The 22851-nt window shown below is 56.0% G+C and carries 18 protein-coding genes, 1 tRNA gene and 4 pseudogenes; 15 read left to right on the top strand and 8 right to left on the bottom strand.

The annotated features are described in order from the left end of the window. The first annotated feature begins 5 nt into the window (after positions 1-5). Positions 6-1487 (top strand): pyruvate kinase, encoded by a 1482-nt coding sequence (gene pyk, locus RSAL33209_RS10285; RefSeq protein WP_012245720.1) that lies wholly within the window; start codon positions 6-8, stop codon positions 1485-1487. A 60-nt stretch (positions 1488-1547) separates the two neighbouring features. Here the strand turns inward: pyk and RSAL33209_RS10280 are convergent, their stop codons facing one another. Further along, positions 1548-2222 carry an ANTAR domain-containing response regulator gene (locus RSAL33209_RS10280; RefSeq protein WP_012245719.1) on the bottom strand — a complete coding sequence of 225 codons (675 nt, stop codon included), beginning with the start codon at positions 2220-2222 and terminating at the stop codon, positions 1548-1550. Between the two features lie 66 nt (positions 2223-2288). Between RSAL33209_RS10280 and RSAL33209_RS10275 the strand changes: the two genes are divergently transcribed. Together RSAL33209_RS10275 and RSAL33209_RS10270 are read left to right on the top strand one after the other, a co-directional pair. Further along, a tRNA-Leu gene (locus tag RSAL33209_RS10275) sits at positions 2289-2370 on the top strand. Between the two features lie 181 nt (positions 2371-2551). Further along, the gene (locus tag RSAL33209_RS10270; RefSeq protein ID WP_041684674.1) at positions 2552-3802 is read left to right on the top strand and encodes an NADH:flavin oxidoreductase/NADH oxidase family protein; all 1251 of its coding nucleotides are present in this window, start codon (positions 2552-2554) and stop codon (positions 3800-3802) included. Positions 3803-3836: 34 nt separating this feature from the next. Here the strand turns inward: RSAL33209_RS10270 and RSAL33209_RS10265 are convergent, their stop codons facing one another. Further along, on the bottom strand, positions 3837-4589 hold the full coding sequence (locus RSAL33209_RS10265) for a FadR/GntR family transcriptional regulator (RefSeq protein ID WP_041685586.1): 753 nt from the start codon (positions 4587-4589) through the stop codon (positions 3837-3839). A 221-nt stretch (positions 4590-4810) separates the two neighbouring features. Between RSAL33209_RS10265 and RSAL33209_RS18785 the strand changes: the two genes are divergently transcribed. The 7 genes and pseudogenes from RSAL33209_RS18785 (at position 4811) to RSAL33209_RS10235 (ending at position 11267) form a co-directional block, all read left to right on the top strand. Beyond that, positions 4811-5668, top strand: coding sequence for an ABC transporter substrate-binding protein (locus RSAL33209_RS18785; protein WP_012245716.1), 858 nt, complete (start codon positions 4811-4813; stop codon positions 5666-5668). After that, positions 5661-6341 carry an ABC transporter substrate-binding protein gene (locus tag RSAL33209_RS18780; protein ID WP_233494173.1) on the top strand — a complete coding sequence of 227 codons (681 nt, stop codon included), beginning with the start codon at positions 5661-5663 and terminating at the stop codon, positions 6339-6341. Before RSAL33209_RS18785 ends, RSAL33209_RS18780 begins: the two co-directional genes overlap by 8 nt. A gap of 118 nt (positions 6342-6459) precedes the next feature. Further along, entirely contained in the window at positions 6460-7305 is an 846-nt protein-coding gene (locus tag RSAL33209_RS10255) for an ABC transporter permease (protein ID WP_012245714.1), read from the top strand. Continuing rightward, positions 7302-8152, top strand: a pseudogene (locus RSAL33209_RS10250) (ABC transporter permease). The gene RSAL33209_RS10255 and the pseudogene RSAL33209_RS10250 overlap by 4 nt, the downstream one beginning before the upstream one ends. After that, positions 8149-8916, top strand: coding sequence for an ATP-binding cassette domain-containing protein (locus RSAL33209_RS19695; RefSeq protein ID WP_012245711.1), 768 nt, complete (start codon positions 8149-8151; stop codon positions 8914-8916). Before RSAL33209_RS10250 ends, RSAL33209_RS19695 begins: the two are co-directional and overlap by 4 nt. 27 nt (positions 8917-8943) lie before the next feature. Continuing rightward, entirely contained in the window at positions 8944-9861 is a 918-nt protein-coding gene (locus RSAL33209_RS19690; RefSeq protein ID WP_012245710.1) for an ABC transporter ATP-binding protein, read from the top strand. Then, on the top strand, positions 9858-11267 hold the full coding sequence (locus tag RSAL33209_RS10235; protein ID WP_012245709.1) for an amidase: 1410 nt from the start codon (positions 9858-9860) through the stop codon (positions 11265-11267). The genes RSAL33209_RS19690 and RSAL33209_RS10235 overlap by 4 nt, the downstream gene beginning before the upstream one ends. Here the strand turns inward: RSAL33209_RS10235 and RSAL33209_RS10230 are convergent. From RSAL33209_RS10230 to RSAL33209_RS17130, 4 genes and pseudogenes are all read right to left on the bottom strand, one after another. Then, positions 11264-11659: pseudogene (locus tag RSAL33209_RS10230) on the bottom strand (SDR family NAD(P)-dependent oxidoreductase); the annotation flags it as partial. The gene RSAL33209_RS10235 and the pseudogene RSAL33209_RS10230 sit on opposite strands and share 4 nt — an antisense overlap. A 104-nt stretch (positions 11660-11763) precedes the next feature. After that, complete coding sequence (locus tag RSAL33209_RS19285; RefSeq protein WP_267895896.1) at positions 11764-12504, bottom strand: aldehyde dehydrogenase family protein; 741 nt, start codon at positions 12502-12504, stop codon at positions 11764-11766. Beyond that, positions 12456-13217, bottom strand: coding sequence for an aldehyde dehydrogenase family protein (locus RSAL33209_RS19280; RefSeq protein ID WP_267895895.1), 762 nt, complete (start codon positions 13215-13217; stop codon positions 12456-12458). The genes RSAL33209_RS19285 and RSAL33209_RS19280 overlap by 49 nt, the downstream gene beginning before the upstream one ends. Before the next feature lie 283 nt (positions 13218-13500). Continuing rightward, a pseudogene (locus RSAL33209_RS17130) lies at positions 13501-14766 on the bottom strand (IS3 family transposase). A gap of 94 nt (positions 14767-14860) precedes the next feature. Between RSAL33209_RS17130 and RSAL33209_RS10210 the strand changes: the two are divergent. The 3 genes from RSAL33209_RS10210 (at position 14861) to RSAL33209_RS19685 (ending at position 17374) form a co-directional block, all read left to right on the top strand. Next, positions 14861-15226, top strand: a complete 366-nt coding sequence (locus tag RSAL33209_RS10210) for a hypothetical protein (protein WP_145962073.1) — start codon at positions 14861-14863, stop codon at positions 15224-15226. After that, positions 15223-16704: a DHA2 family efflux MFS transporter permease subunit gene (locus RSAL33209_RS10205; RefSeq protein WP_012245705.1), complete on the top strand. Its 1482-nt coding sequence runs from the start codon at positions 15223-15225 to the stop codon at positions 16702-16704. Before RSAL33209_RS10210 ends, RSAL33209_RS10205 begins: the two co-directional genes overlap by 4 nt. A gap of 337 nt (positions 16705-17041) precedes the next feature. Then, positions 17042-17374: a dihydrofolate reductase family protein gene (locus RSAL33209_RS19685; protein ID WP_325050034.1), complete on the top strand. Its 333-nt coding sequence runs from the start codon at positions 17042-17044 to the stop codon at positions 17372-17374. Here RSAL33209_RS19685 and RSAL33209_RS10195 read toward each other — a convergent pair. Then, the gene (locus RSAL33209_RS10195; RefSeq protein WP_012245703.1) at positions 17317-17910 is read right to left on the bottom strand and encodes a P-loop NTPase family protein; all 594 of its coding nucleotides are present in this window, start codon (positions 17908-17910) and stop codon (positions 17317-17319) included. The two genes, RSAL33209_RS19685 and RSAL33209_RS10195, sit on opposite strands and share 58 nt — an antisense overlap. Further along, complete coding sequence (locus tag RSAL33209_RS10190) at positions 17907-18404, bottom strand: hotdog fold thioesterase (RefSeq protein ID WP_041684669.1); 498 nt, start codon at positions 18402-18404, stop codon at positions 17907-17909. Before RSAL33209_RS10190 ends, RSAL33209_RS10195 begins: the two co-directional genes overlap by 4 nt. A gap of 239 nt (positions 18405-18643) precedes the next feature. Here RSAL33209_RS10190 and RSAL33209_RS10185 point away from each other — a divergent pair. Further along, positions 18644-19830, top strand: a pseudogene (locus RSAL33209_RS10185) (inorganic phosphate transporter). Between the two features lie 265 nt (positions 19831-20095). Continuing rightward, the gene (polA, locus tag RSAL33209_RS10180; RefSeq protein WP_012245698.1) at positions 20096-22834 is read left to right on the top strand and encodes a DNA polymerase I; all 2739 of its coding nucleotides are present in this window, start codon (positions 20096-20098) and stop codon (positions 22832-22834) included. The last annotated feature ends 17 nt before the right edge of the window (positions 22835-22851 follow it).

Raw genomic sequence — 22851 nt, 5'->3', positions numbered from 1 at the left:
GATATATGAGACGCGCAAAGATTGTTGCAACCTTCGGACCGGCTATTTCCGGATACGAGCAGGCTCTGGCCGTGCTTGAGGCCGGAGTGGATGTAGCTCGGATGAATATGAGCCACGGTGATTACACCGTGCACAACGAAACGTATGAAAACGTTCGCAAGGCGGCGGGCGTATTGGGCAAGCCCGTTGCCATCATGGCTGACCTGCAGGGACCCAAGATTCGCTTGGGCCGCTTCGTTGATGGCCCGCATGCGCTGGCGCCCGGTGACGTCTTCACGATTACTACCGAAGATGTGCCTGGCACCAAGGACATCTGCTCTACAACGCTCAAGAGCTTGACTGAAGACGTCAAAGTCGGCGACAGCTTGCTGATCGATGACGGCAAAGTGTCGCTGCGGGCAACCGCAGTAGACGCGATCAAAGTGGTTACTGAGGTTGTTGTTGGTGGTTTGGTTTCAAACAACAAGGGCATCAACTTGCCCGGTGTTGCGGTCAACGTGCCGGCATTGAGTGAAAAAGACGAATCAGATTTGCGTTGGGCCATGGGCCGTGGCGTTGATTGGATAGCGCTGTCATTCGTCCGCGATGCGTCGGACATTGTTCGAGTGCACGAGATTATGGATGAGGAAGGCCGCCGCGTGCCGGCGATCGCGAAGATCGAGAAGCCGCAGGCAGTAGACAATCTTTCCGAAATCATTGACTCCTTCGATGCCATCATGGTGGCTCGCGGCGATTTGGGCGTCGAGCTTCCGCTCGAAGAGGTTCCGATTGTGCAGAAGAAGGCCATCGAGTTGGCTCGTCGCTGGGCTAAACCAGTTATCGTGGCCACTCAGGTTCTTGAGTCAATGATTGAGAATCCGAGGCCGACTCGTGCTGAGGCTTCGGATTGTGCCAATGCGGTGTTGGACGGCGCGGACGCGGTAATGCTTTCCGGCGAAACTAGTGTGGGTAAATACCCGATCGAAACCGTCAAAACGATGGCCAGAATCATCGAATCGACCGAAGAGCACGGCCTGGAGCGGGTACCGGCTCTGGGTACTAGCCCGAAGACTCGCGGTGGTGCCATTACGCGTGCTGCCGTGGTTATTGCGGATCAGCTCAATGCTAAATATGTTTGTGCTTTCACGCAGTCGGGTGACTCGGCTCGTCGGCTTTCGCGCTTGCGCCCGACCAAGCCGGTAGTCGCTTTCACCCCTGATGAGCGAGTCTGGAACCAGCTTTCGCTGACTTGGGGCATCCAGCCGATTATGGTGCCGATGGTGCACCACACGGATGAGATGACTCAGCAGGTTGACCACATGCTGCTGGAGAAGGGCTTGGTTGAGGTGGACGACGTCGTCGTCATCGCGGCCGGTTCGCCTCCAGGACAGGCTGGTTCAACCAACTCGGTTAAGGTTCACCGGGTAGGCGACCTTGCTGATTTCTCTGAAACCGGTCGTTCAAACCAGGAAAAGGTCGGCCCGTGGCCGGTCGTTGAGGCTAACTAGCCGCTAAGCTCCACACCAACGCAAAAGTGGTGCAGCGTTTGTCGTTTTGTTGGGGGTTGCTTAGACGACCTGGTTGATGATGGTTTCGGCAACCTCGCGCATGCTCAGCCGACGGTCCATTGAGGTCTTCTGAATCCAGCGGAAGGCCTCCGGTTCGGTGAGGCCCATCTTCGTGGTCAAAAGCGATTTCGCCCGCTCAACGAGCTTGCGAGTCTCGAAACGATCTTGCAGATCGTGGACTTCGTTTTCAAGGATCTTGATTTCCTCGTGCCGAGAGAGCGCAATCTCAATGGCCGGCACCAGATCTGCTGGGGTGAACGGTTTGACGACGTAAGCCATCGCTCCGGCGTCACGTGCCCGCTCAACGAGTTCTTTTTGGCTGAAGGCAGTCAGGAGCACTACAGGGGCGATTCGCTCCTTGACGATCTTCTCAGTGGCGCTGATGCCATCCATAACCGGCATCTTGACGTCCATCAGAACGAGATCTGGTTTCAGCTCGCTTGCTAACTCAAGTGCCTTCTCGCCGTTATCGGCTTCGCCGACGACATCGTAACCCTCGCCGCGGAGGATTTCGATGATGTCCAAACGGATCAGAGTCTCATCTTCAGCGACGACGACGCGCCGCTGTACAGCGACTGGAGCTTGCTGTTCGGGGGATTCTGACACGGTGACTCCTTGTACTGCGGGACGGTTTTCATAAATCAGCCTATCTGCATGTAGAGTTGTTTCTCGCATATCAAGGACAAGCTCAGCTGAAAGCGGAGCGTGATCTTCATCGCTGCGACTGCGTAGACAGTGCCCGCCCGAGTGGCGGAATTGGCAGACGCGCTGCACTCAAAATGCAGTATCGAAAGGTGTGTGGGTTCGAGTCCCACCTCGGGCACTGGTCCCAGGCCGCTGGTCAGAGAGTTTCTCTCTGACCAGCGGCCTTCTTGGTTAACCAGCTAAAGTTCCGGCCTGAAGGTGCGCCGCAAACTCAGCTTCGCCGTCGTAATTCGAGGCCAATCAATAAGTGTTGATACAAATATGGTTAACTTGTATCAATTGTGAAAAAGGGAGCTCCCATGCCAGAACTGCAGACGCCGCTAACCTTGCCAAATGGGCAGGTGTTGCCCAACCGGATAATGAAGTCTGCGTTGAGCGAAGCCTTAGGCAATGCCTCACACGGGCCCAGCGAGCGCCTGGAGCAGTTGTACAAGCGCTGGGGTGCTGGCGGCTTTGGTTTGATTATTACCGGAAACGTCATGGTCGACGCCGGGCAACTTGGCGAGCCGGGAAACGTCGCGATTGAAGACGAACGAGATCTGGCCGGATTAGGGCGTTGGGCCACGGCTGCTCAAGATCGCGGCTCGCGCTTGTGGATGCAAATGAATCACCCCGGCAGGCAGGCGAACCCGTTGGCTGGCCGTTCGCGCCCCGTTGCGCCCAGCGCAGTCGCGATGAATATTCCGGGCGCGCCCACACCGCGGGAGCTGAGCGTCGCAGAAATCGAAGAGATCATCGCGAGGTTTGCTACCGCAGCGCAAGTGGCCCAGTCTGCTGGCTTTGACGGCGTGCAGATCCATGCGGCCCACGGTTATTTGATTGCACAATTTCTCTCGCCGTTATCGAATCTGCGCACCGATGATTGGGGTGGTGACCCGCAACGGCGGAGCCGGTTCCTGTTTGCCGTGATTCGGGCGATTCGGGCCAAATTGAACCCCGGCTTCAGCGTCGGAATCAAGCTAAATTCAGCGGATTTCCAACGTGGTGGATTTAGCGAAGAAGAGTCTTTTAGCGTACTCGCGCAGTTGGCAGGGGAGCAGATCGACTTGATCGAGATCAGTGGTGGTAGCTATGAAGCACCAGCCATGATGGGGCAAACTCCTGCGCAAAGCACGCTGGATCGCGAAGCATATTTTCTGGAATACGCAAACACCGCCCGTGCAGTGGCCGGGAACATCCCGTTAGCTGTGACTGGCGGTTTCCGGACTAAGGCTGCCATGGTCGAAGCAGTCGGCTCGGCCGCCTGCGATGTGATTGGACTGGGTAGGCCAACGGCCACCGCGCCGGATGCCGCCAGCCTGATCCTGGATCTAGATCAAGAGCGTCTGCACGCTGCGCAGGTTCGCGTCGGTCTCCGCCCGGTCATGAGTAAGCTCATGAACCTCAAGACCATCGACGGTTTCTTAGACTTGCAATGGCATACCGACCAGCTACATCGCCTTGGCAAAGGAAAGAACCCTGATCTCAAGAGGCCGTGGTGGAAGACCGTGGGCTCGATGATGGGCCGCAACGGATTTGATGCACTCCGTAGTAAACGCCGGGCGATCTAGCCGCAGGTAAATGAATCGGCAAAATGGATCGAAATCAGCTGACTAGAGCGGAGATGCCGCGGCGTTCTTCTTCCGAAAGGTAACCAGCAAAATGTGTGCTGATCGCCTCATGCGAAAGACGGGCAGCTAGCGCACTGTCTTGAGCTTCGACCGCGTTGAAGATCGCGTGGTCTTTGGCGACGGCCTGGCGCATCGTCGAGCCGACGTCGTCCGCGTTGTTCAACCTGTCATTCATCAGATTCAAAATTGAGGCAGCGACGGCTTGTCCGCAGACGGCCAACAGACTGTTATGGCTTGCAGCCCAAATAGAGGAATGAAATTGTAGGTCAGCCTGATTAAATTCTTCACTGCCGTGCGTTTCTTCGGCAGCCATTTGGGCGACTGCTTGGCGCATTGTGGTTAGTTGCTCTGCGGTGCGCAGGGCGGCCGCCAAACGGCACGCTGCGGATTCTAGAATCAGCCGAAACTGAACAAGCTCGCCTAAAGACAGTGAAGCGATTCGGGCAAGTTTGGTAAACGAATGCCCCAACATATTCGCATCGACGGGTAATACGCGGGGCCCACCCCGATTTCCTGGCATCGATCGGATCATTCCGGAGCTCTGTAGCACTCGTAACGCTTCGCGAATGGTTGGTCTGCTAACGGAAAACTGCACCATCAGCTCGCGCTCGCTGGGCAGATTTTCGCCGGCGGAAATCTGTCCAGCGAGAATGGCCTGTTCGATCTGTTCGACGACGCGCTCGTAGGTCCGAATGGGAACGGCCGGGCTGAAGCTGACTTTATTCATTACGCTACGCTCCTGATCGTCGTCATTCATTGATCTTGCGGCGGTTTTTGCTGTGCACAGCATAGCGCGCAGATCTCACGAGGTTTAGTGGTCATACCAGCAAACTAGGTTGACATTCGCTGAAGGTCCGGTGCTAAGGTGATCACACTTCGCCACGTTTTGGCGCTAAAGAACGGCACTGGAACGGCAGTATTGAACTGATGAAAAGCGGTTGAAAACTGATGAGGGACCCCCGGAAATTCCGGCTACTAACCGGCTTATGTTTAGTGCTGCTCTTGGCGCTCTCTGCCTGTTCTGCCGGGTACACGGCGTCGAACAGATTGGGCCCGCCCGTCGGACGCCCCGATGGTTTGTCAGTTGCGCTGACCTCGGAGCCAGCTAATCTCGATTTCACGACCACCGCCGGTGCGGCGATTCCGCAGACCGTGATGTACAACGTCTACGAAGGTCTGGTGAAAATCGATCAGCAAGGCCAAATTCAGCCGCTGCTCGCCAAATCTTCGACGATCAGCCAGGACCGAACGGCCTACACCTTCGCCTTGCAACCCGGGGTGAAGTTCTCCAATGGTGCGGCTTTTACCGCGGCAAACGTCAAGTTCAGCATTGAGCGGGTGAAATCTCCGGCCTGGCTTTCCAGTTTGAAAAAGAAGATGGATGTGGTCACTTCTGTGGAAGTGATCGATGATCTGCACGTCACGGTGCAACTTGCGAAGCCATCCAATGCCTGGCTTTACGATATGGGCACGTTGATCGGTGCGATGTTTGATCCGGCAAGTGTGGACAAACTAGCGAGCAAAGCCATTGGCACTGGTCCGTTCGTGATTTCGCAATGGAACCACAGGGCGAGCATCGAAATGGATGCTCGCCCTGACTATTGGGGGAGTTCAGCCAAGGTTAAGCATGTTTCGCTGCGCTATTTCTCAGACGCCGTAGCGACGACGAACGCCTTGAAATCGGGCGACGTCGATCTGGTCTACAACATGCAGGCGCCAGATATGGTGCAGAGCTCTCAGCAAAGACAGCAAGTACCAGGTTATCCAGGGCAGCTCCACCAGCAAAGTCATTTTGTCGATGAATAACAAAACCGCACCATTCAACGACGTGCGCGTCCGCCAAACAGTAATGTACGCGCTTGACCGAAAAGCGGTCTTGGATACCGCGTGGAGCGGATTCGGTACCGTGATGTCAGCCCCGGTGCCACCGACCGATCCCTATTACGAAGATCTCAGCGCTAGCTACCCCTACAATCCAGAGAAAGCGCGGCAGCTGCTTGATCAAGCTGGCGTGCGGAATCTCAAGATTAGCTTCAGCGTGCCGAACCGGCCTTATGCCAAAGCGGTTTCTGAAATTGTGGTGTCACAACTAGCCGACGTCGGCATTCAGGCAAGCATTGAATCGGCAGAATTTCCGTCCGTTTGGCTAGATAAAGTTTTCACCCGGCACGATTACCAAATGTCAGTGATTCTGGCGGTTGAAAGCCATGATCTGCTCACGATGTTCAATAATCCGAACTACTACTTGGGCTATGACAATAGCAAGATCAAGGATTTGGCCGCTCAAGCCGATGCTGATGAGCAAAACGGCTACGTCTCAGGTATGAAACAGATTGTGCGCACCATCACCGACGATGCGGCCGCGGACTCGCTTTTCCTTTTCCCCAATCTGATCTTGGCCAAAGTCGGCGTTACTGGCATTCCGGCTAACGCGACAACCGAAGCTTTTGATCTGGCCAGCATGAGTTGGGCGCCATGATTGTTCGGATTTCGGTACTTCTGGCCAGATTCTTAGCAACCTTTCTTGTTGCGTCAATCGCAATCTTTTTACTGTTGCGTGCGCTGCGGGGGGGGGGGGGGATCCGGCGCAAATTGCTTTGGGCATCAAGGCCAGCCCGGAGCTTTTGGCGGCAAAACGGCACGAATTTGGCACAGATCGACCGCTCATCGTGCAATATTTCGAATGGATCGGTGGGCTGCCCAGCGGCCATTTCGGCACCTCATTTGTCACCCGACAAGACATCAGCCCCATCATCAACGATCGCTTACAAGTAAGTCTGATTCTGGTAGTGCTTGCCATGCTGCTTTCACTGCTCGTGGCGATTCCCTTTGGCACCTTCGCAGCGGTCAATCACCGAAAGGTCTCCGGGCTGCTGGTCAGCGGCGCGAGCCAGCTGGGTTTGGCAATTCCTGGTTTTCTTGCCGGAATCTTGCTGGTGGCGCTGTTCGCCATTCAGCTAGGCTGGTTGCCCGCTAACGGTTGGACGCCGCCGAGAAATGATTTTGGCGATTTTCTGCGGCGATTGATCTTGCCGGTTATTGCGCTCGCCACTGTGCAAGCGGCCGTGCTCACGCGATACGTGCGCTCCGCGGTATTGGAAGTGATGCATGAGGACTATCTGCGGACGGCCCGGTCCAAGGGACTAAAGCCCGGTAAGGCGCTGATTAAACACGGCTTGCGCAATGCGGCTATTCCGGTATTGACGGTAGCTAGTGTGCAATTTGCCACCTTGATTATTGGTGCTGTTGTGGTGGAACGGGTTTTTGTTCTCCCGGGCCTTGGCAGCATGCCCATCGACTCAGTAGCCAACCGAGATCTGCAAACTGTGCAAAGCCTTGTCATGGTGCTGGTCACGATTACTTTGTTGGTGAATCTAGTGGTCGATCTGCTGTACACCGTGATTGATCCACGAATTCGACTGGGCCGGGCGGCGATAGCGTGAAACGGATCAATCTACAGTTGGGCCTTGGCCTGCTGATTGTCACGGTAATTGTGCTGGCCGCGCTGCTGTCTTTTATTTGGACGCCGTACGCCCCCTGCACGCTATCCCGGCCGACCGATTACAAGGTTCTAGCTGGCAACATCTGATGGGCACGGACCGATACGGTCGCGATGTGCTGTCCACCGTGCTTTACGGTGCCCGTACTACCTTGCTGGTTGGCCTGGTCGCCGTCGGAATTGCGTTGTTGATCGGCACGCCCCTGGGCATCATCGCCGGTATGCGGCGCAGGTGGCTTGACGAAATGATCATGCGTGCTTCTGATGTTATGTTGGCATTTCCCGCGCTCTTGGTAGCGGTTGTCTTCGGTGCCGTTTTTGGTGCAAGTACGACGACGGCGATGCTGGCGATTGGCATTGGCTCCATCCCGGGATTCGCCAGAGTGGCGCGCAGTGGAACACTACAAGTGATGAGCACCGAATATATTCAAGCTGCCAAGTCATCAGCGCAAACTCGCTTCGCGATCGCCCGGCGGCATGTCGTTCCCAACATTTCTGGCATGGTCATTGTGCAATGTTCGGTCGCGTTCGCCATTGCCGTACTTGCCGAAGCTGCGCTGTCCTTCTTGGGATTGGGCACGCCACCGCCGGTGCCGTCTTGGGGCAGGATGTTGCAGGACTCGCAGTCGTTGCTCGGTGTGAGCCCGATGCTGGCAGTCTGGCCCGGCGTCGCAATCGCCGTTGCAGTACTAGGTTTCAACCTTCTTGGTGACGGACTTCGCGACCGTTTCGATCCGAAGCTGAACCATTCCCGAACTAGCCAGAGCACATCTAGCCAGGTCCGCCCATGAGCCAAGCTCAACCGCTAGCTGCGGCATCCCTGCCCTCGGTTCAAGATCTACAGATTCGAGCTGGCCAAAAAACGCTCGTAGAGTCCTTCAACCTGCAGATGGCTCGAGGGGAACGAATAGGGCTGATTGGCGAGTCTGGTTCCGGAAAGTCGATGACGGCCTCCGCTTTGATGCAGCTACTGCCCGAAGGGGTTTCTAGCAGCGGATCGATTCGATTTTCAGCTGCCTCGCACGATCTCGTGGGCGCTACCGAAAAGCAAATGAGTGCAATTCGTGGCCAGAGCATTTCGATGGTCTTCCAAGAACCGCTGAGCGCGCTCAATCCGCTGATGCGGATCGGTGCTCAAGTTGCCGAGGTACTTGCCGTGCACAGGAGCGTGCCAACGCGCCAACAACGAGCCCGGAAAGTGTTGGAGCTACTGGCGCAAGTTCGGCTACCGGATCCGGCCGAAGCAGCTAAAGCATATCCCCACCAGCTCTCTGGAGGTCAACGACAACGCGTCATGCTTGCGATGGCTTTGGCCAACGATCCGGCGTTGTTGCTCTGCGATGAACCAACAACGGCTCTTGATGTCACCGTGCAACGTCAGGTCTTAGATTTGGTTTTGGAATCTGTGCGCGCCAGCGGAACCGGGTTGCTGTTTATCACCCACGATTTAGCCGTGGTCGCGAATATTTGTGATCGGCTGTTAGCGATGAATCACGGCAAAATCGTCGAAGAAGGATTCACCGAAGAAGTATTGCTTCGTCCGCAACATCCCTAGACCAGGGGACTGCTCACGGCCTCAGATTTGAGCGCTACCGATCGCGATGGCAAGCTTTTCACGGTGGCAACCGCAAGTGACTACCAGCCGCTGTCGCTTGTTGAACCGAATAGACTCACGAGTACAGTTCAACCGGCTGTCGAGCCTACGGACCCGCCGATTATTTCGGTTCGTGATCTGACCCGGAACTACCAACGCGGCGGCACCTTATTCAGCCGGGCAAAATCAGTTCCGGCGCTGCGTGGCATTTCCTTTGATGTGCAGCCAGGGGAGCACCTGGGCATTGTTGGCGAGTCTGGCTCGGGCAAATCCACCTTGCTTCGGATTCTCGCTGGGCTAGATCAGCCCAGCTCGGGCAGCGTGAGCGTAGCTGGAAACAATCCGCATGCATCGAGCCTTGATTTGCAGCTGATCTTTCAAGATCCTCTGGGTTCTTTGGACCCTTGGATGACTGTGCAAGACATCATCTCTGAACCGCTTCGAGGTGCAGGAGTCAAACAAGTTAGTCGCAAAATACAACGGGCGAAAGTCGCCACGATGCTCGACGCCGTCGGCTTGGCCCGAGGGTCTGCCGAACGGTATCCCCATGAAATTTCTGGTGGCCAGCGGCAACGTATTTCCATAGCGCGGGCGCTGATTTGCCGGCCCGCCGTTTTGGTCGCTGATGAGCCAGTCAGCGCTCTGGACGTTTCAGTCCGCGCGCAGGTGTTGAATCTTTTGGCTGAGTTGGTCCAGGAGTATCAACTCACGTTGGTGCTGGTTTCGCATGATCTTGGTGTGGTTCGGCATCTTTGCGAAAAAATAGCTGTGCTGAGCGCGGGACGAATTGTGGAAGCGGGTTTGGCGGCCGATATCTATGAACGGCCACAACATGAATACACCAAGACCTTGCTGAACTCTAGTCTGCAACTGCACTCCGAACTACAGAGCAGGATGACCCGATGACTAAGCTCCACGACTTGAATGCTGCGGAACTAGCGGCGAGTTACGCCAGTGCAGAATTCAGCCCCAGCGACGTCTGTGCCGCCGTGTTAGCTCGAATCGAGGAATGCGAGCCGACGCTCAACGCCTTTTATCAGCAAGATGCAGAAGGTGCGATCTTCGCGGCGGCGCAAAGCACCCAGCGTTGGCTTAGCGGAGCAGCTCGTGGGCCGCTCGATGGTGTGCCGGTGACGATCAAGGAAAACATCGCGCGCAAAGGTGTGCCGATGCCCGCAGGCACGGCCCTACCCAATCCACCGATTGCTGTAGCGAACGCGCCAATAGTTGATCGGCTAGTGGAATCTGGCGCGGTGATCCTTGGCTCCACCACGATGCCAGATTGGGGCATGCTCTCATCTAGCGTATCAAGTTTGCACGGCATCAGTCGTAGCCCCTGGAATCCTGACTGGACAACCGGTGGCTCTAGCGCCGGAGCCAGGGCAGCCGCTGCCGCTGCCGCTGGTTACGGACCGTTGCACCTTGGTACTGACATCGGTGGCTCGATTAGGCTTCCCGGAACCTGGCTAGGCTTGGCCACACTCAAACCTAGTGCCGGTCTGGTGCCGCTCGATGCGCCGTACCTTGGACGCGCGGCGGGCCCGATCGCGCGCAACGTTTCCGACGCGGCCCTTTTACTTTCGGTGGTAGCTCAGTTCGACGCCCGAGACTTCACCGCACGGCCCTATCCCGAGATGGAGCTGCAGAATTTGGCCTTCCAGCCAATCGATTCGCGGGTCGGTATCCATTTGGACGCTGGGGCCGGAGCGGAAGTTGATGATGAGATTGCGGCTGCGGTACTTGCCGTAGCGGAGGTCTTCGCCAAGGCCGGGGCTAAAGTCGCGTCACTGCCACCGTTTATCAACCAGCAGCTCATGGACTCACTCGATAATTTCTGGCGCACTCGTTCGTATCGTGACTTCGCGGCCCTCACGGTCGAAGATCAAGGCCGGGTGCTGCCATATATCGCTCGTTGGTGCGCTCGCGGTTCTGAGTTCGACGGCGCCACGACCATCAGCCATTACGAAGCTATTGCGGCGATTCAGCAGGCCACGGTAGCGGCCACCTGGCCGTACGATCTCGTGATTTCACCCGTAGCACCAATGGCTGCCTTTGGCGCAGAACAGCCGATGCCTAACGATGATCCGGAGCAGACCATGGGTCATATCGCCTTTACCGCGCCCTACAATATGTCCGATCAACCAGCGGCGACCGTGAATTGCGGCTTCACCGCGGACGGTCGGCCAATCGGGGTGCAGATTGCCGGCCGAGTAGGTGCTGACCAGCGCGTGCTGAGCGCCGCAGCTTGGTATGAAGCGAATCGGCCAGAATCAGCAATTCCGGATTGGGCAGAACTCCTGGTAAGCTATTAGGCCGGCGGATCGAAGCGTCCGTCAATTGCGGTCCAACCGCCGTCGACCGTCAACACTGATCCGGTGACGAAACTGGCCGCATCAGAGGCAAGATACACCACCGCGCCAGCCAGCTCCTCGGGCTGAGACCACCGCGCCAATGCGCTCTTATTAGCGTAAGCGCGGAACCAATCCGGATTTGCTTTGATCTGAGCGGTGAGCGGCTTTTCCACCACGCCAGGAGCAATCGCGTTTACCCGAACGCGTGATGGGCCAAACTCGGCTGCCGCCGTCCGGATCAATTGCACTAGCCCGGCTTTACTCGCCGCATACACGCCCTGGCCCGCTTCCACTGTGCTGGCACGGATGGAAGAAAAGCCAATTATACTGCCGCCGCCGCGTGCCGCGAGGGCTGCTGCTGCCTCGCGGCCAATTCCACTGCCAGCGCCAACAACCAGTGCTGTGCGGTCCCGTAACGAAAAAAGCTCGCGATAGTCCATGATGTCCTCGCAGAAAGTCAGGGGCGAATGATCGCCATTTTGGTCACGGTCAGTTCTTCGATCGCGAATCGCGGCCCCTCACGGCCGATGCCGGAGTCTTTGATTCCGCCATAGGGCATGATGTCGGAGCGAAAGCCGGGGACGTCGTTCACTACGACGCCACCCACCTGCAACTGGTCAATCGCGGTCATTGCTTGTTTCAAAGAAGAAGTGAACACTGCGGCTTGCAGTCCGTAGCGAGAGTCGTTCGCCAGCGTAATTGCTGCCTCGAAGTTTGGCACGCTGCGTAAGCAGACGACGGGACCAAAGATTTCTTCCCGCCAAGCCAGCGCGCTGCTAGGCACGTCTGCTAGCACCGTGGGCGGGAGCTGGGCTTTTGCCGCGGACGCATTGGCGGCACCGGAATAGATCGTTCTCGCGCCAGCGTTGCTCGCGGCCGCAAGCCAATCGTGCACGCGCGAAGTTGCCTGGGCGTCGATCAGTGGCGCAATTCGGGTAGTTTCCGCTCGAGGATCGCCATAAATTACCTGAGGCATGGCGGCAACTAAAGCAGTTTCAAACTCATCAGCAATCGCTGCCTCCACAATCACCCGCTGCACTGAGATGCAGGCTTGGCCACTGGCGTAAAAGCCGCCGCGAAGCACGGCATCAACGGCTGCAGGCAGGTCGGCGTCGGCCGCGATGATCATTGCCGCATTCGAGTCAAGTTCTAGAACGGCTTTCCGGGGTGCGGCGCTTCGGGCAATTTGGTGCCCCACGGCAGCTGAGCCAGTAAACGAGACGACGGCGCCCTGGCATCGCTGACTAGGGTTTCGCCCACGTCCACGCCGCCGGTGACAGCTTGGACGGAGCTCAACGGGACGTCTTCGGAAGCAAGCGCTTGCCGGATGAGGTTTACCAGCCACAAGGTACTCAGCGGTGTTTGCGGTGCTGGCTTGACTATGACCGGGCAGCCCGCGGCCAGGGCAGGAGCTAGTTTGTGCGAGGCAAGTAACAACGGATAGTTGAAGCCAGTGATTCCGACGACGACGCCGGCCGGTTGGCGGGTCCAGTAGCCAAACATGCCTTCACCGGCTTGCTGCACATCGAGCGGAACGGTCTCACCGTGCAGCTGGGCCACCTCTTCAGCCGAGGCGGTCCAAGTGGCTAGGCTTCGGGAGAGTTCTATTCGACAGTCAACAAGAGGCTTTCCGGTTTCTAAGACCAGCAAATCGATGAGCTGATCTTGATGCGTCGCTAAAGCGGCGGCAACGTGGTGCAGAATTCTGCGACGTTTACCGGCACTGAGCGCCGCAACAACCGGTGCCACAGCTGCCGCGAAATCTACGGCGGAACTGGCGTTCGCAGTATTTCCGCACGGCGCTTGGCCAATCACCGTTCCGTCGAAAGGGAACTGTACGGGGCTCGAATCCTGGCATGCTAGGCAAGTTTCGCCAATTGGCAGTCCGTCTGGGTACGCCGTCGTTCGCATGCTGAGCCGCCTTCGCGAGAAGATATTTCAGTGGTCTGACCAGATGACTATTAGACAACCATGTGGGCCGGATCACGTCAATCTTTTGCAGATCATAGTTGCACGGGGTAATCAATCTTGATATATTCCAGTTGGAATAATTCATCCGATCTAATCAATCTTGTAGAAAGGCAATGCCATGGTCGAGGTCACGCCCTTGGGTGCAGCGGTGCTTGGTCTCGTCATGGAGCGCCCGATGCACCCGTACGAGGCATGAATCGCTCCGGTGTGTCCGGAGGGTTTCTCAGACGATGAGCCTGTCGGCGGCTGCCGTGCTCTGGTAGTGATTGTAGTAGTGGTTTTCTAGCTCTACTGGTGGGATGTCTCCGCAGTACTGGTAGAGCCTTCGGTGGTTGTACCAATCGGCCCATTCAGCGGTGCCGATTTCGACTTCTTCTAGAGTCCGCCAGGGCTTGCCGGGTTTGATCAGCTCGGTCTTATAAAGCCCGTTGATGGTTTCCGCCAAGGCGTTGTCGTAACTATCACCCACAGAACCGATCGAGGGGCGGATACCGGCCTGGGCCAGGCGTTCGGTGAAGGCCAAGGAGGCGTATTGAGCCCCGGCATCGTGATGATGAATCACCCCGGAAATCTCAGCCCCGGCCCGTTCACGACTCCAGATTGCCTGATTAACTGCGTTGAGCACTAGCACGGTGTTCATAGAAGCACTCGCTGACCAGCCCAGGATCCTCCGAGAGTAGGCATCGATCACGAAGGCAACATAGACCCACCCGGACCAGGTCGAAACATAGGTGAAATCATCTACCCATAGCCGATCCGGTGCCGTTGGTGTGAAATCACGGCGGACCAAGTCCTTCGCTCGGGCCGCCTTCGAGTCTTTGATCGTGGTGCGTTTGACCTTGCCACGGACCACACCCTGTATGCCAAGTAACCCCATGAGCCGTTCTACCGTGCACCTGGCCACCGGCACACCTTCACGGTTCATCGCCAACCAGACTTTCCTGGTGCCGTAAACCCCGTAATTAGCGGCATACACCTTCTGGATCACGGGCTTGAGCACCTCATCACGTTGTTCTCGGTGAGATCGTGTTTTATCCACCCATTCGTAGTACGTGGACGGGGTGGTCTTCACCCCGTCCCAGTAAGCACCTGGCAGATCGACTCGACACCCCACCGCAATCCATTATTCTCGCGGTGACCGGCATGGTCCTTGATGTATTTCACGATCAGTTTTGTGGCGGTCGAGTTCGACCGCGAAAAAAGCTGAAGCACTCCGAAGGATCGCGTTCGCCCGTTTCAGCTCAGCGTTCTCACGCCGTAACCGTTTCAGCTCGGCCGATTCCGTGCTCGTTGTTCCAGTTCTAGTACCAACATCGATCTCGGCTTGCCGGACCCATTTACGCACCGTTTCCGGCACACCCACACCCAAAAGCTGGGCAACTTTTTGCATCGCCGCCCACGCCGAAGACGCACCCTCCATCTCCGCCACCATGCGCACCGTATGATCCTTCAACTCCTGCGGATACCGTGTCGTAGTTTTCCCTGCCATGTCCTGATCCTCTCAAACAAGAAAGTCTCCGGACACACCGGGGCGATTCAGGTACACGATTTTGCCCGCTGGCTACGAAGCTCTGCACGGACACGTGAGCTTTCTGCTTCGCGAAGTAGTCAATGAATACCCGGGATTCCGCCGAGGAATCGCTGAAGCTCATGATTTACCGGCAGAACAAGTGGTCGGCTTACTGCGAGAGCGGCAAGTATCGCTGCGTGAACAAGCCGCCAAAACCGAAACGCTACTCACCGGAGTAGATGCCGAAATTCGGCAGTTTTATTTGAATTACGAATACTCGCTCGCGATGCTTCAGGCAGAGCTGGCCTGGTTAGACGGCATCATCGTCGATCTGGAGCAAGGCAAGATCATCTGGTCGATCTTCCCCAGAATCGTCGCTGAAGCGCCACATTTACTTACCGCAAACACCCACACTGACACTTTCAAGGAAAAATCATGAATCAACATGCAAGAGCATGGCCGGCGCTTTGGTCGCTTGTCATCGGCTTCTTTATGATTTTGGTCGATTCGACCATTGTTACGGTGGCGATGCCATCAATTATGAAGAGCTTCGACGCCGATATTAATCAGGCGGTCTGGGTAACCAGAGCCTATCTTTTGGCTTATGTCGTTCCATTGCTGATCACCGGCCGCTTGGGCGACCGCTTCGGCCCGAAAAACATCTATTTGATCGGGTTGGTCGTCTTCACACTGTCCTCAGCCTGGTGTGGATTGTCCAACAGCATTGAGATGTTGATCTTGGCGCGGGTTGTTCAAGGACTTGGTGCAGCTCTGATGACGCCGCAAACGATGGCCGTCATCACCCGGGTTTTCCCGACAGAACGCCGTGGCTCAGCGATGGGACTCTGGGGTTCCGTGGCCGGTGTTGCCACCTTGGTTGGTCCGATCTTGGGTGGAGTATTGGTTGATGCCGCCGGTTGGGAATGGATCTTCTACATCAACGTTCCGGTCGGTGTGATTGGATTCATCTTTGCCGCACGACTCGTTCCGACGCTGCCCACCACGGCGCACCGCTTTGACTGGCTTGGCGTGGTGCTTAGCGGTTTAGGTCTGTTCTGCATAGTCTTCGGTATCCAAGAAGCAGAATCCTACAACTGGGGCAAGATTACTGGACCGATCCCCATCTGGTCCCTCATCATTACCGGCATTGTGTTGATGGTGTTGTTTGTTATTTGGCAGCGTCTCAACCGGGCGGAACCGTTGTTGCCTTTGGTTCTTTTCAAGGATCGGAATTTCTCGCTGGCTAACTTGGCGATCTCCGCAACGGGGTTCACCATCACCTCGATGGTGTTGCCGCTGATGCTTTATGCTCAGAACGTCCGCACGCTGACGCCCACCCAGGCTGCATTGCTTTTGGTGCCGATGGCGCTGATTTCTGGCGGTTTGGCACCCGTGGTTGGCAAGCTGCTCAACAAGGTAGATCCTCGCTATTTCGCAATTGGCGGCTTTGCAATCTTGTCCGTAGCGCTGTTCTGGATGGGATCAATCCTTACCGCTGACGTGCCGATTTGGCTGCTGTTGTTCCCGATCGCATTATTCGGGTTCGCAAATGCGGGAATCTGGGCTCCGGTCTCGATGACCGCTACCCGGAACCTTGACCCAAGGCTGGCTGGCGCTGGTTCTGGCGTATTCAACACAACTCGCCAAATTGGTGCTGTTTTGGGTTCGGCAGCAATTGCTGCGGTGATGCAAGCTCGGCTCAACGAGAACTTGCCGCACGCACCTGCTGGTGCCGCACCTGCCGGCGAAGGTCCTTTGCCAGAGTTCTTGCGTGCCGGATTCTCGACGGCGATGGGGCAGTCAATGTTTGTACCCGCCGCGGTGATTTTGGTTGGCGTACTCGCAGCGATTTTCTTCGTCAAACCGAAGAAGACTAGCCAAAAGAAGGACGAAGTTCCGGCATTTGCCGGCGAGTGAAATAGCTAGCTTCCCATCTCAACAGACTGGTGATCCAAACTGTCGGGGCCTTCGCCTACTGTGAAGATTATGAACTCAACGCAGTATTTTGTCGCCGCCAGCCTCGATGGTTTTATTGCCACAGCTGATGACGACTTAGCCTGGCTCTTTGAATTCAACGGTGCAGATGGCCAGGAAGCTGCTTATCAGCGTTTTTACGACGGTGTCGGTGCCCTCATGATGGGCGCCGACACCTTTCGTTTTCTACTCAGTCAAGATCTTGACGCCTGGCCTTACCCGGACGTACCCACCTGGGTGTTCAGCCACACAGAATTGCCTGACCTCACTACATTTACCGGTGCGGATATTCGTTTCGTGGCTGGCGACGTTGCTCCGGTACATCGGGACGCGCTCCTTGCCGCGGGGGGGGGGGGGGGAGAAGAACCTCTGGTTGGTTGGCGGTGGCAACCTGGTGGCGCAATTCCAAGAATTGGGTCTGCTAGACGAGATGTTGCTGACTCTCATTCCGACGGTGCTCGGCGCGGGCAAGCCCTTATTACCGTTGAAAAGCCCAACCTTGCCGCTGGAGCTTTTAGAGCACACCGTGTTTGGCAAAGGAATGGTTGAGCTTCGTTACCGGTTCCGGGACTCGGCGGCGGCTTTGAGCGAATTTAACCAGTCTGCCGTCTGACGAGGATTCTTAAACAACAAGACTCTGGGCACAATGCTGGCTGTTTTGGCCAGTTGGCGCATCGTGGAGCGCTTGCGGTTGAATGACTTGAAATACCAGGCCACGATCGAGTCCTTCGACAACAGACTTCGCCACGTTTCGATGTTGCCATTGCAAACAGGCTCTTTGCTGATGATTCGTTTGACCGTCCGACGAAGTAGTTGGGCCAGGGTGCGTGCCCGTGAGTAATCCAGGCCAAGAATGAGTTGAGCTCGGGGCGTGACTAAATCTCGAAAGGTGGCGTACGCCGAATCAAAGATCCAGGCGTCGCCGGCGACTACCGGCGCTACCAACTCACGAATCTCTACTGGCGGTCGCGATGTCCAGTTTGGTAGCCAACCGAACTCTTCGTCGACCAAGTGCGCTTCGATGCCGCTGATTTTGCTCAAAACAATGGCTAAGGTGGATTTTCCAGAACCGGTCACGCCGTAGATGAGAACTCGGCTCGCCTCGTGTGGAAGAATGTTCCTCGTATTAGACGGTTCTCTGTCGGTCATTTCGCGGCGTTATTGGGTTGTACCTCACGGATCATATTAGTCATTCGAACCGTGGAGAGCCGTCTGCCCTGTTCATCAGTCATCACGATTTCATGGGTGGTCAACGTTCTGCCAAGGTGAATCGGTGTGCATGTTCCGGTGACTAAGCCTTGAGCCGCTGCCCGGTGATGGCTTGCGCCAATTTCAACACCCAGAGCTTGCCGATTGCCAAAGCCTGCATGGATTCCGGCCGCGAACGAACCGAGCGTTTCTGCCAGAACCACATGCGCCCCGCCGTGCAGGATACCGGTGACTTGAGTATTACCTTCCACCGGCATGGTGGCAACCACGCGCTCGACGCTCAATTCCAAGAACTTGATTCCGAGCTTTACCGTCAGAGTACCCAGGCTATGTTGGCTTAACATCTGATGAAATTCTGCGGGAACTCCGGCATCGGTCAGTTGTTTTTCGAAAGGGTTTGGCGCCTTCGAGTGCGCGTCGTCACTATGAGTCATAGCTATAGGCTGGCACGCCCTGACGGCCAAACCAAGTCTTTCAGGGCCAAGAAGGCGGGCAGCCGCGGCTCAGGACCAAAAGTCCAACGGGGTTTAGAACTGTTGCTTGAGGCAGCAGACTAAGAATCGCATCTGGATAACTCTCAGCAAACTGAGGATATGATCTTCAAGGTCCGGTGGCACAGATTGCCTGACCCGTTCTTGGTCGTGTTCGTTGTAAGGCAAAGTCAGGGGTCCTCGTGGACTTAATGGTCATCGTCGTTTTGGTGATCGCAGTCGCACTGTTTTTCGACTTCACCAATGGTTTTCATGACACGGCGAATGCGATGGCGACGCCGATCGCGACCGGGGCAATCAAGCCCAAAGTCGCCGTCGGGTTGGCAGCAGTTTTAAACCTTGTTGGCGCGTTTCTCTCGACTGAGGTTGCCAAGACTATTTCCGGAAACCTGCTCAAAGAGGGGTCCGGTGGCGTCAGTATCACGCCAGCATTCATCTTTGCAGGCTTACTTGGCGCTGTGCTTTGGAACATGCTGACGTGGATGCTGGGCTTACCTTCGAGCTCTTCGCATGCCTTGTTCGGTGGTCTCATTGGCGCGGCTATTGTCGGTGCCGGTTTCGGTGTAGTCAATTACCGCGTGCTACTGAGCAACGTGATTTTGCCGGCGCTGCTGGCACCGGTGGTAGCCGGATTCGTTGCCTTCGTTTGCACGCTGGTGGCTTATGCGATCACTCAGCGAGTTGCCGAAAGTGGCAGCAACCTGCCAAGCCGGCGTGGTGGATTCCGGCACGCACAGATTTTTCCTCCTCATTAGTTGCGTTAGCGCACGGCACGAACGACGCTCAGAAAACCATGGGTGTTATTACCCTGGTCTTGGTTTCTGATGGGTATCAAGCAGCCGGTAACGACCCACAATTCTGGGTTATTGCCTCCTGTGCATTGGCGATTGCGCTAGGCACCTATTCGGGCGGCTGGCGAATTATCAAAACTTTTGGCACCGGCCTCGCCGAGGTCAAGCCCGCACAAGGCTTTGCCGCAGAGACCTCCACCGCTGCCGCAATTCTGGCTTCATCGCACCTGGGTTTCGCCCTGTCTACCACGCAGGTCGCTTCTGGATCGGTTATTGGCTCCGGCTTGGGCCGTCCTGGCGCGGTGGTGCGCTGGCGGCTGGCCGGAAAAATTGCTGTGGGCTGGTTGTTCACTTTGCCTGCGGCAGCAATAGTCGGTGCCATTGCCGCATTCATTGCGCAGCTTGGCCTTGTCGGATTGATCATCGACGCGGTGCTCGGTGTGGCTGGCGTAGCAGCAATCTTCTTGTACTCGCGGCGCAGCAAGGGTCACGACATTAGCGGCGTTGCCGAGGTTGAGGCGGCTGCTGACATCGTCAAGCGCGCTGGTCGTCAGCCGAAAATCAGGAGCACGAAATGAACATCAACTGGAATGCCTTTTTTGTGGTCGGCATTGCTACTTTGGTCGGTGCCCTGGTTGTTGTCACACTTTTTCTTCCGCGGTGCGGCTGCACGCAGCGGGCTTGGACCGTACCGGGCGAGCCAGAACCTGGACTCGAGTGACTGAATATGCCTGTTATCTACTCTGTATAGCAGCGGTGTTGTATGGCGTCTATTTGATCGTGCCATTTTTCCATCCCAAATCTTGAGGTGAAAGAGTCGGTGCTGCGCACTAGGCTAGATCCGTGAGTGAATCTAGCGCAGCAGCTTCTGTCAGCAACACGGCGACCAAGGCCACACCAAAACTTCTGGTTTTGGACGGGCATTCGATGGCGTTCCGCGCTTTTTATGCGCTGCCACCGGAAACTTTCGTCACCGACACCGGTCAGCACACCAACGCCGTGCATGGATTCACCTCAATGCTGCTGACCATGATCCGTCAGCAAAAGCCTAGCCACGTGGCGGTGGCCTTTGATCTTGATACACCAACCTTTCGATCGGTGGAATACACCGAATACAAGGCAGGTCGTTCGAAGACCCCGGAAGAGTTCTATGGCCAGATAGATCTGATCATCAAGGTCATGGAAGCCATGAACGTTCCCACTATCAGCATTGATGGCTTTGAGGCGGACGACATTATCGCTACCGTGGCTAGCCAGTCGGAAGCCGCTGGTTGGCAAACGTTGGTCGTCTCTGGTGACCGGGATGCCTTTCAACTGATCACGGATAACACCTTTGTGCTCTACCCGAAAAAGGGCATCTCGGATATTCCGCCGATGGATGCCGCGGCAATCGAAGCGAAATATTTTGTTCGGCCGGATCAATACTCGGATTTAGCCGCCTTAGTTGGTGAAACAGCAGATAACCTCCCGGGCGTGCCTGGCGTTGGGCCAAAGACTGCGGCCAAATGGATCAATCAGTACGACGGCTTGGCCGGAATTCTGGAAAATATTTACGCCATTGGCGGAAAAGTTGGCGATTCGCTCCGCGAGCATGTTGACAGCGTCAAGCGCAATCGCCGTTTGAACCATTTGCTGCGCGATCTTGACTTACCGGTGACCCTTGAGCAGATGGAATTGCAACACCCTGATCGGGAAAAAATCGAAGAGCTCTTTGATGAGCTACAGTTCAATACTTTGCGCAAACGACTTTTCGACTTATTTGGCGAAGACGAGGCTGAAGCATCTAGCGAAGGTCATGATGCGCCGGAACATGGTGTGCTCGGTTCGGCGGCGGAAATCTCGGCTTGGTTAGAGGCTGCTGGAACGGCAACAATCGGGCTGGCGCTATCCGGTCAGACGTTACCACTGGCGGAACCAGTTGGCATGGACGTGCACGGAATCGGCCTGAGTTCAGAAGAGTCGGCCGCCTTCATACCGCTGACAGGTCTAGACGAGGCAGCGGAGCAAGTCCTGGCGAGCTGGCTAAAAGGTTCGGCGCCAAAGGCTGTGCACGATCTCAAATCGGCTTTGAAAGCGCTCTCTGGACGCGGGCTGGATCTTGACGGCGTCGTAGATGACACGTCAATTTCGGCATATCTGATTCAGCCAGAACGCCGAAACTATGATTTGGCAGATCTGAGTCTTTACCATTTAGAGACTCCAATGACTGTGAGTGCTAGCAAAGACGCTGGCCAACTGGATTTGGGCCTTGAAGGCGACGACGGTGCTCAAGAAGCAGTACTGAGGGCTTTTGCGACCCAAAAGTTGAGCAGCTTTTTCGCGCCAATTCTGCTCGAGCGAAATGCGGAGCAGCTACTGACCGGTTTGGAACTGCCCTTGGCTCGGGTGCTGTCCGGTATGGAGCTCGCCGGAGTCGCCGTATCTAAAGAAACCTTAGATACCTTGATGGCTGATTTCGGTAAAACCATCGAGACGGCTCAAACCGAGGCGTACGCAATTATTGGCCATGAAGTGAATTTGGGCTCACCCAAACAACTTCAAACCGTGCTCTTCGACGAGCTAGGTATGCCGAAGACGAAAAAGATCAAAACTGGATTTTCTACTGACGCAGAGGCTTTGGCCGATCTCACGACCAAGCATCCACATCCATTTTTGCTGCAATTACAGGCGTACCGTGATGCAACTAAACTCCGGCAAACCGTTGAAGGCCTCATCAAATCCATTGGCTCAGACACTCGAGTGCACACTACCTACGCGCAAAACGTCGCCGCGACAGGTCGACTGTCATCGAACAATCCGAATTTGCAAAATATCCCGATTCGCAGCGAAGAAGGCCGTCGAATCCGGGGTGCTTTCGTCGTAGGCCAAAAATCGACTAAGTCCTACGAGACCTTGCTGACAGCTGACTACTCGCAGATCGAAATGCGGATCATGGCGCATCTGTCCGGTGACGAAGCGCTCATTCAAGCCTTTAAGGATGGTGAAGATTTGCACCGTTTTGTGGGCTCGCACATTTTCAATGTTGAGCCGCAAGAAGTGACCTCGGCGATGCGATCGAAGGTCAAAGCTATGTCCTATGGTCTGGTCTATGGCTTGAGCTCTTTCGGTCTTTCCAAACAGCTCAACATTTCTGTCGATGAGGCTCGTACCTTAATGAAGGACTACTTCGACCGATTTGGCGCGGTGCGAGACTACCTGCGCGGCGTTGTAGAGCAGGCTCGGTTAGACGGTTTTACCGAGACCATTGAAAGCCGCCGTCGTTACTTGCCTGAGCTCACCAGTGACAATCGTCAACTTCGGGAAATGTCAGAGCGAGCCGCTTTGAACGCGCCTATCCAGGGTTCGGCGGCAGATATCATCAAGCGCGCCATGTTGGGTGTGGACGCTGGCATTGCTGAAGCAGGGCTGGAATCTAGAATGTTGTTGCAAGTCCACGATGAATTGGTTTTTGAAGTTGCTGAGGGCGAGCTAGATCAGGTTCAGGCGTTGGTTATCGCGCAAATGGCCGTCGCCGCCAACCTTACGGTCCCACTCGATGTGCAAGTGGGAATCGGAAAGAGCTGGTTCGACGCCGGACACTAAGTTTCGCAGCTAACTGC

The sequence above is a fragment of the Renibacterium salmoninarum ATCC 33209 genome (assembly GCF_000018885.1).
GTDB classification, from domain to species: domain Bacteria; phylum Actinomycetota; class Actinomycetes; order Actinomycetales; family Micrococcaceae; genus Renibacterium; species Renibacterium salmoninarum.
Note: the sequence above shows the minus strand (reverse complement) of the source record. Positions and strands in the feature narration are given on the sequence as shown.

Bases quoted from the DNA above. Each gene is read 5' to 3' on its own strand.
- pyk (WP_012245720.1), top strand. From the start codon at position 6: ATGAGACGCGCAAAGATTGTTGCAACCTTCGGACCGGCTATTTCCGGA.
- RSAL33209_RS10280 (WP_012245719.1), bottom strand. From the start codon at position 2,222: ATGCGAGAAACAACTCTACATGCAGATAGGCTGATTTATGAAAACCGT.
- RSAL33209_RS10270 (WP_041684674.1), top strand. From the start codon at position 2,552: ATGCCAGAACTGCAGACGCCGCTAACCTTGCCAAATGGGCAGGTGTTG.
- RSAL33209_RS10265 (WP_041685586.1), bottom strand. From the start codon at position 4,589: ATGAATAAAGTCAGCTTCAGCCCGGCCGTTCCCATTCGGACCTACGAG.
- RSAL33209_RS18785 (WP_012245716.1), top strand. From the start codon at position 4,811: ATGAGGGACCCCCGGAAATTCCGGCTACTAACCGGCTTATGTTTAGTG.
- RSAL33209_RS18780 (WP_233494173.1), top strand. From the start codon at position 5,661: ATGAATAACAAAACCGCACCATTCAACGACGTGCGCGTCCGCCAAACA.
- RSAL33209_RS19695 (WP_012245711.1), top strand. From the start codon at position 8,149: ATGAGCCAAGCTCAACCGCTAGCTGCGGCATCCCTGCCCTCGGTTCAA.
- RSAL33209_RS10235 (WP_012245709.1), top strand. From the start codon at position 9,858: ATGACTAAGCTCCACGACTTGAATGCTGCGGAACTAGCGGCGAGTTAC.
- RSAL33209_RS19280 (WP_267895895.1), bottom strand. From the start codon at position 13,217: ATGCGAACGACGGCGTACCCAGACGGACTGCCAATTGGCGAAACTTGC.
- RSAL33209_RS10205 (WP_012245705.1), top strand. From the start codon at position 15,223: ATGAATCAACATGCAAGAGCATGGCCGGCGCTTTGGTCGCTTGTCATC.
- RSAL33209_RS10195 (WP_012245703.1), bottom strand. From the start codon at position 17,910: ATGACCGACAGAGAACCGTCTAATACGAGGAACATTCTTCCACACGAG.
- RSAL33209_RS10190 (WP_041684669.1), bottom strand. From the start codon at position 18,404: ATGACTCATAGTGACGACGCGCACTCGAAGGCGCCAAACCCTTTCGAA.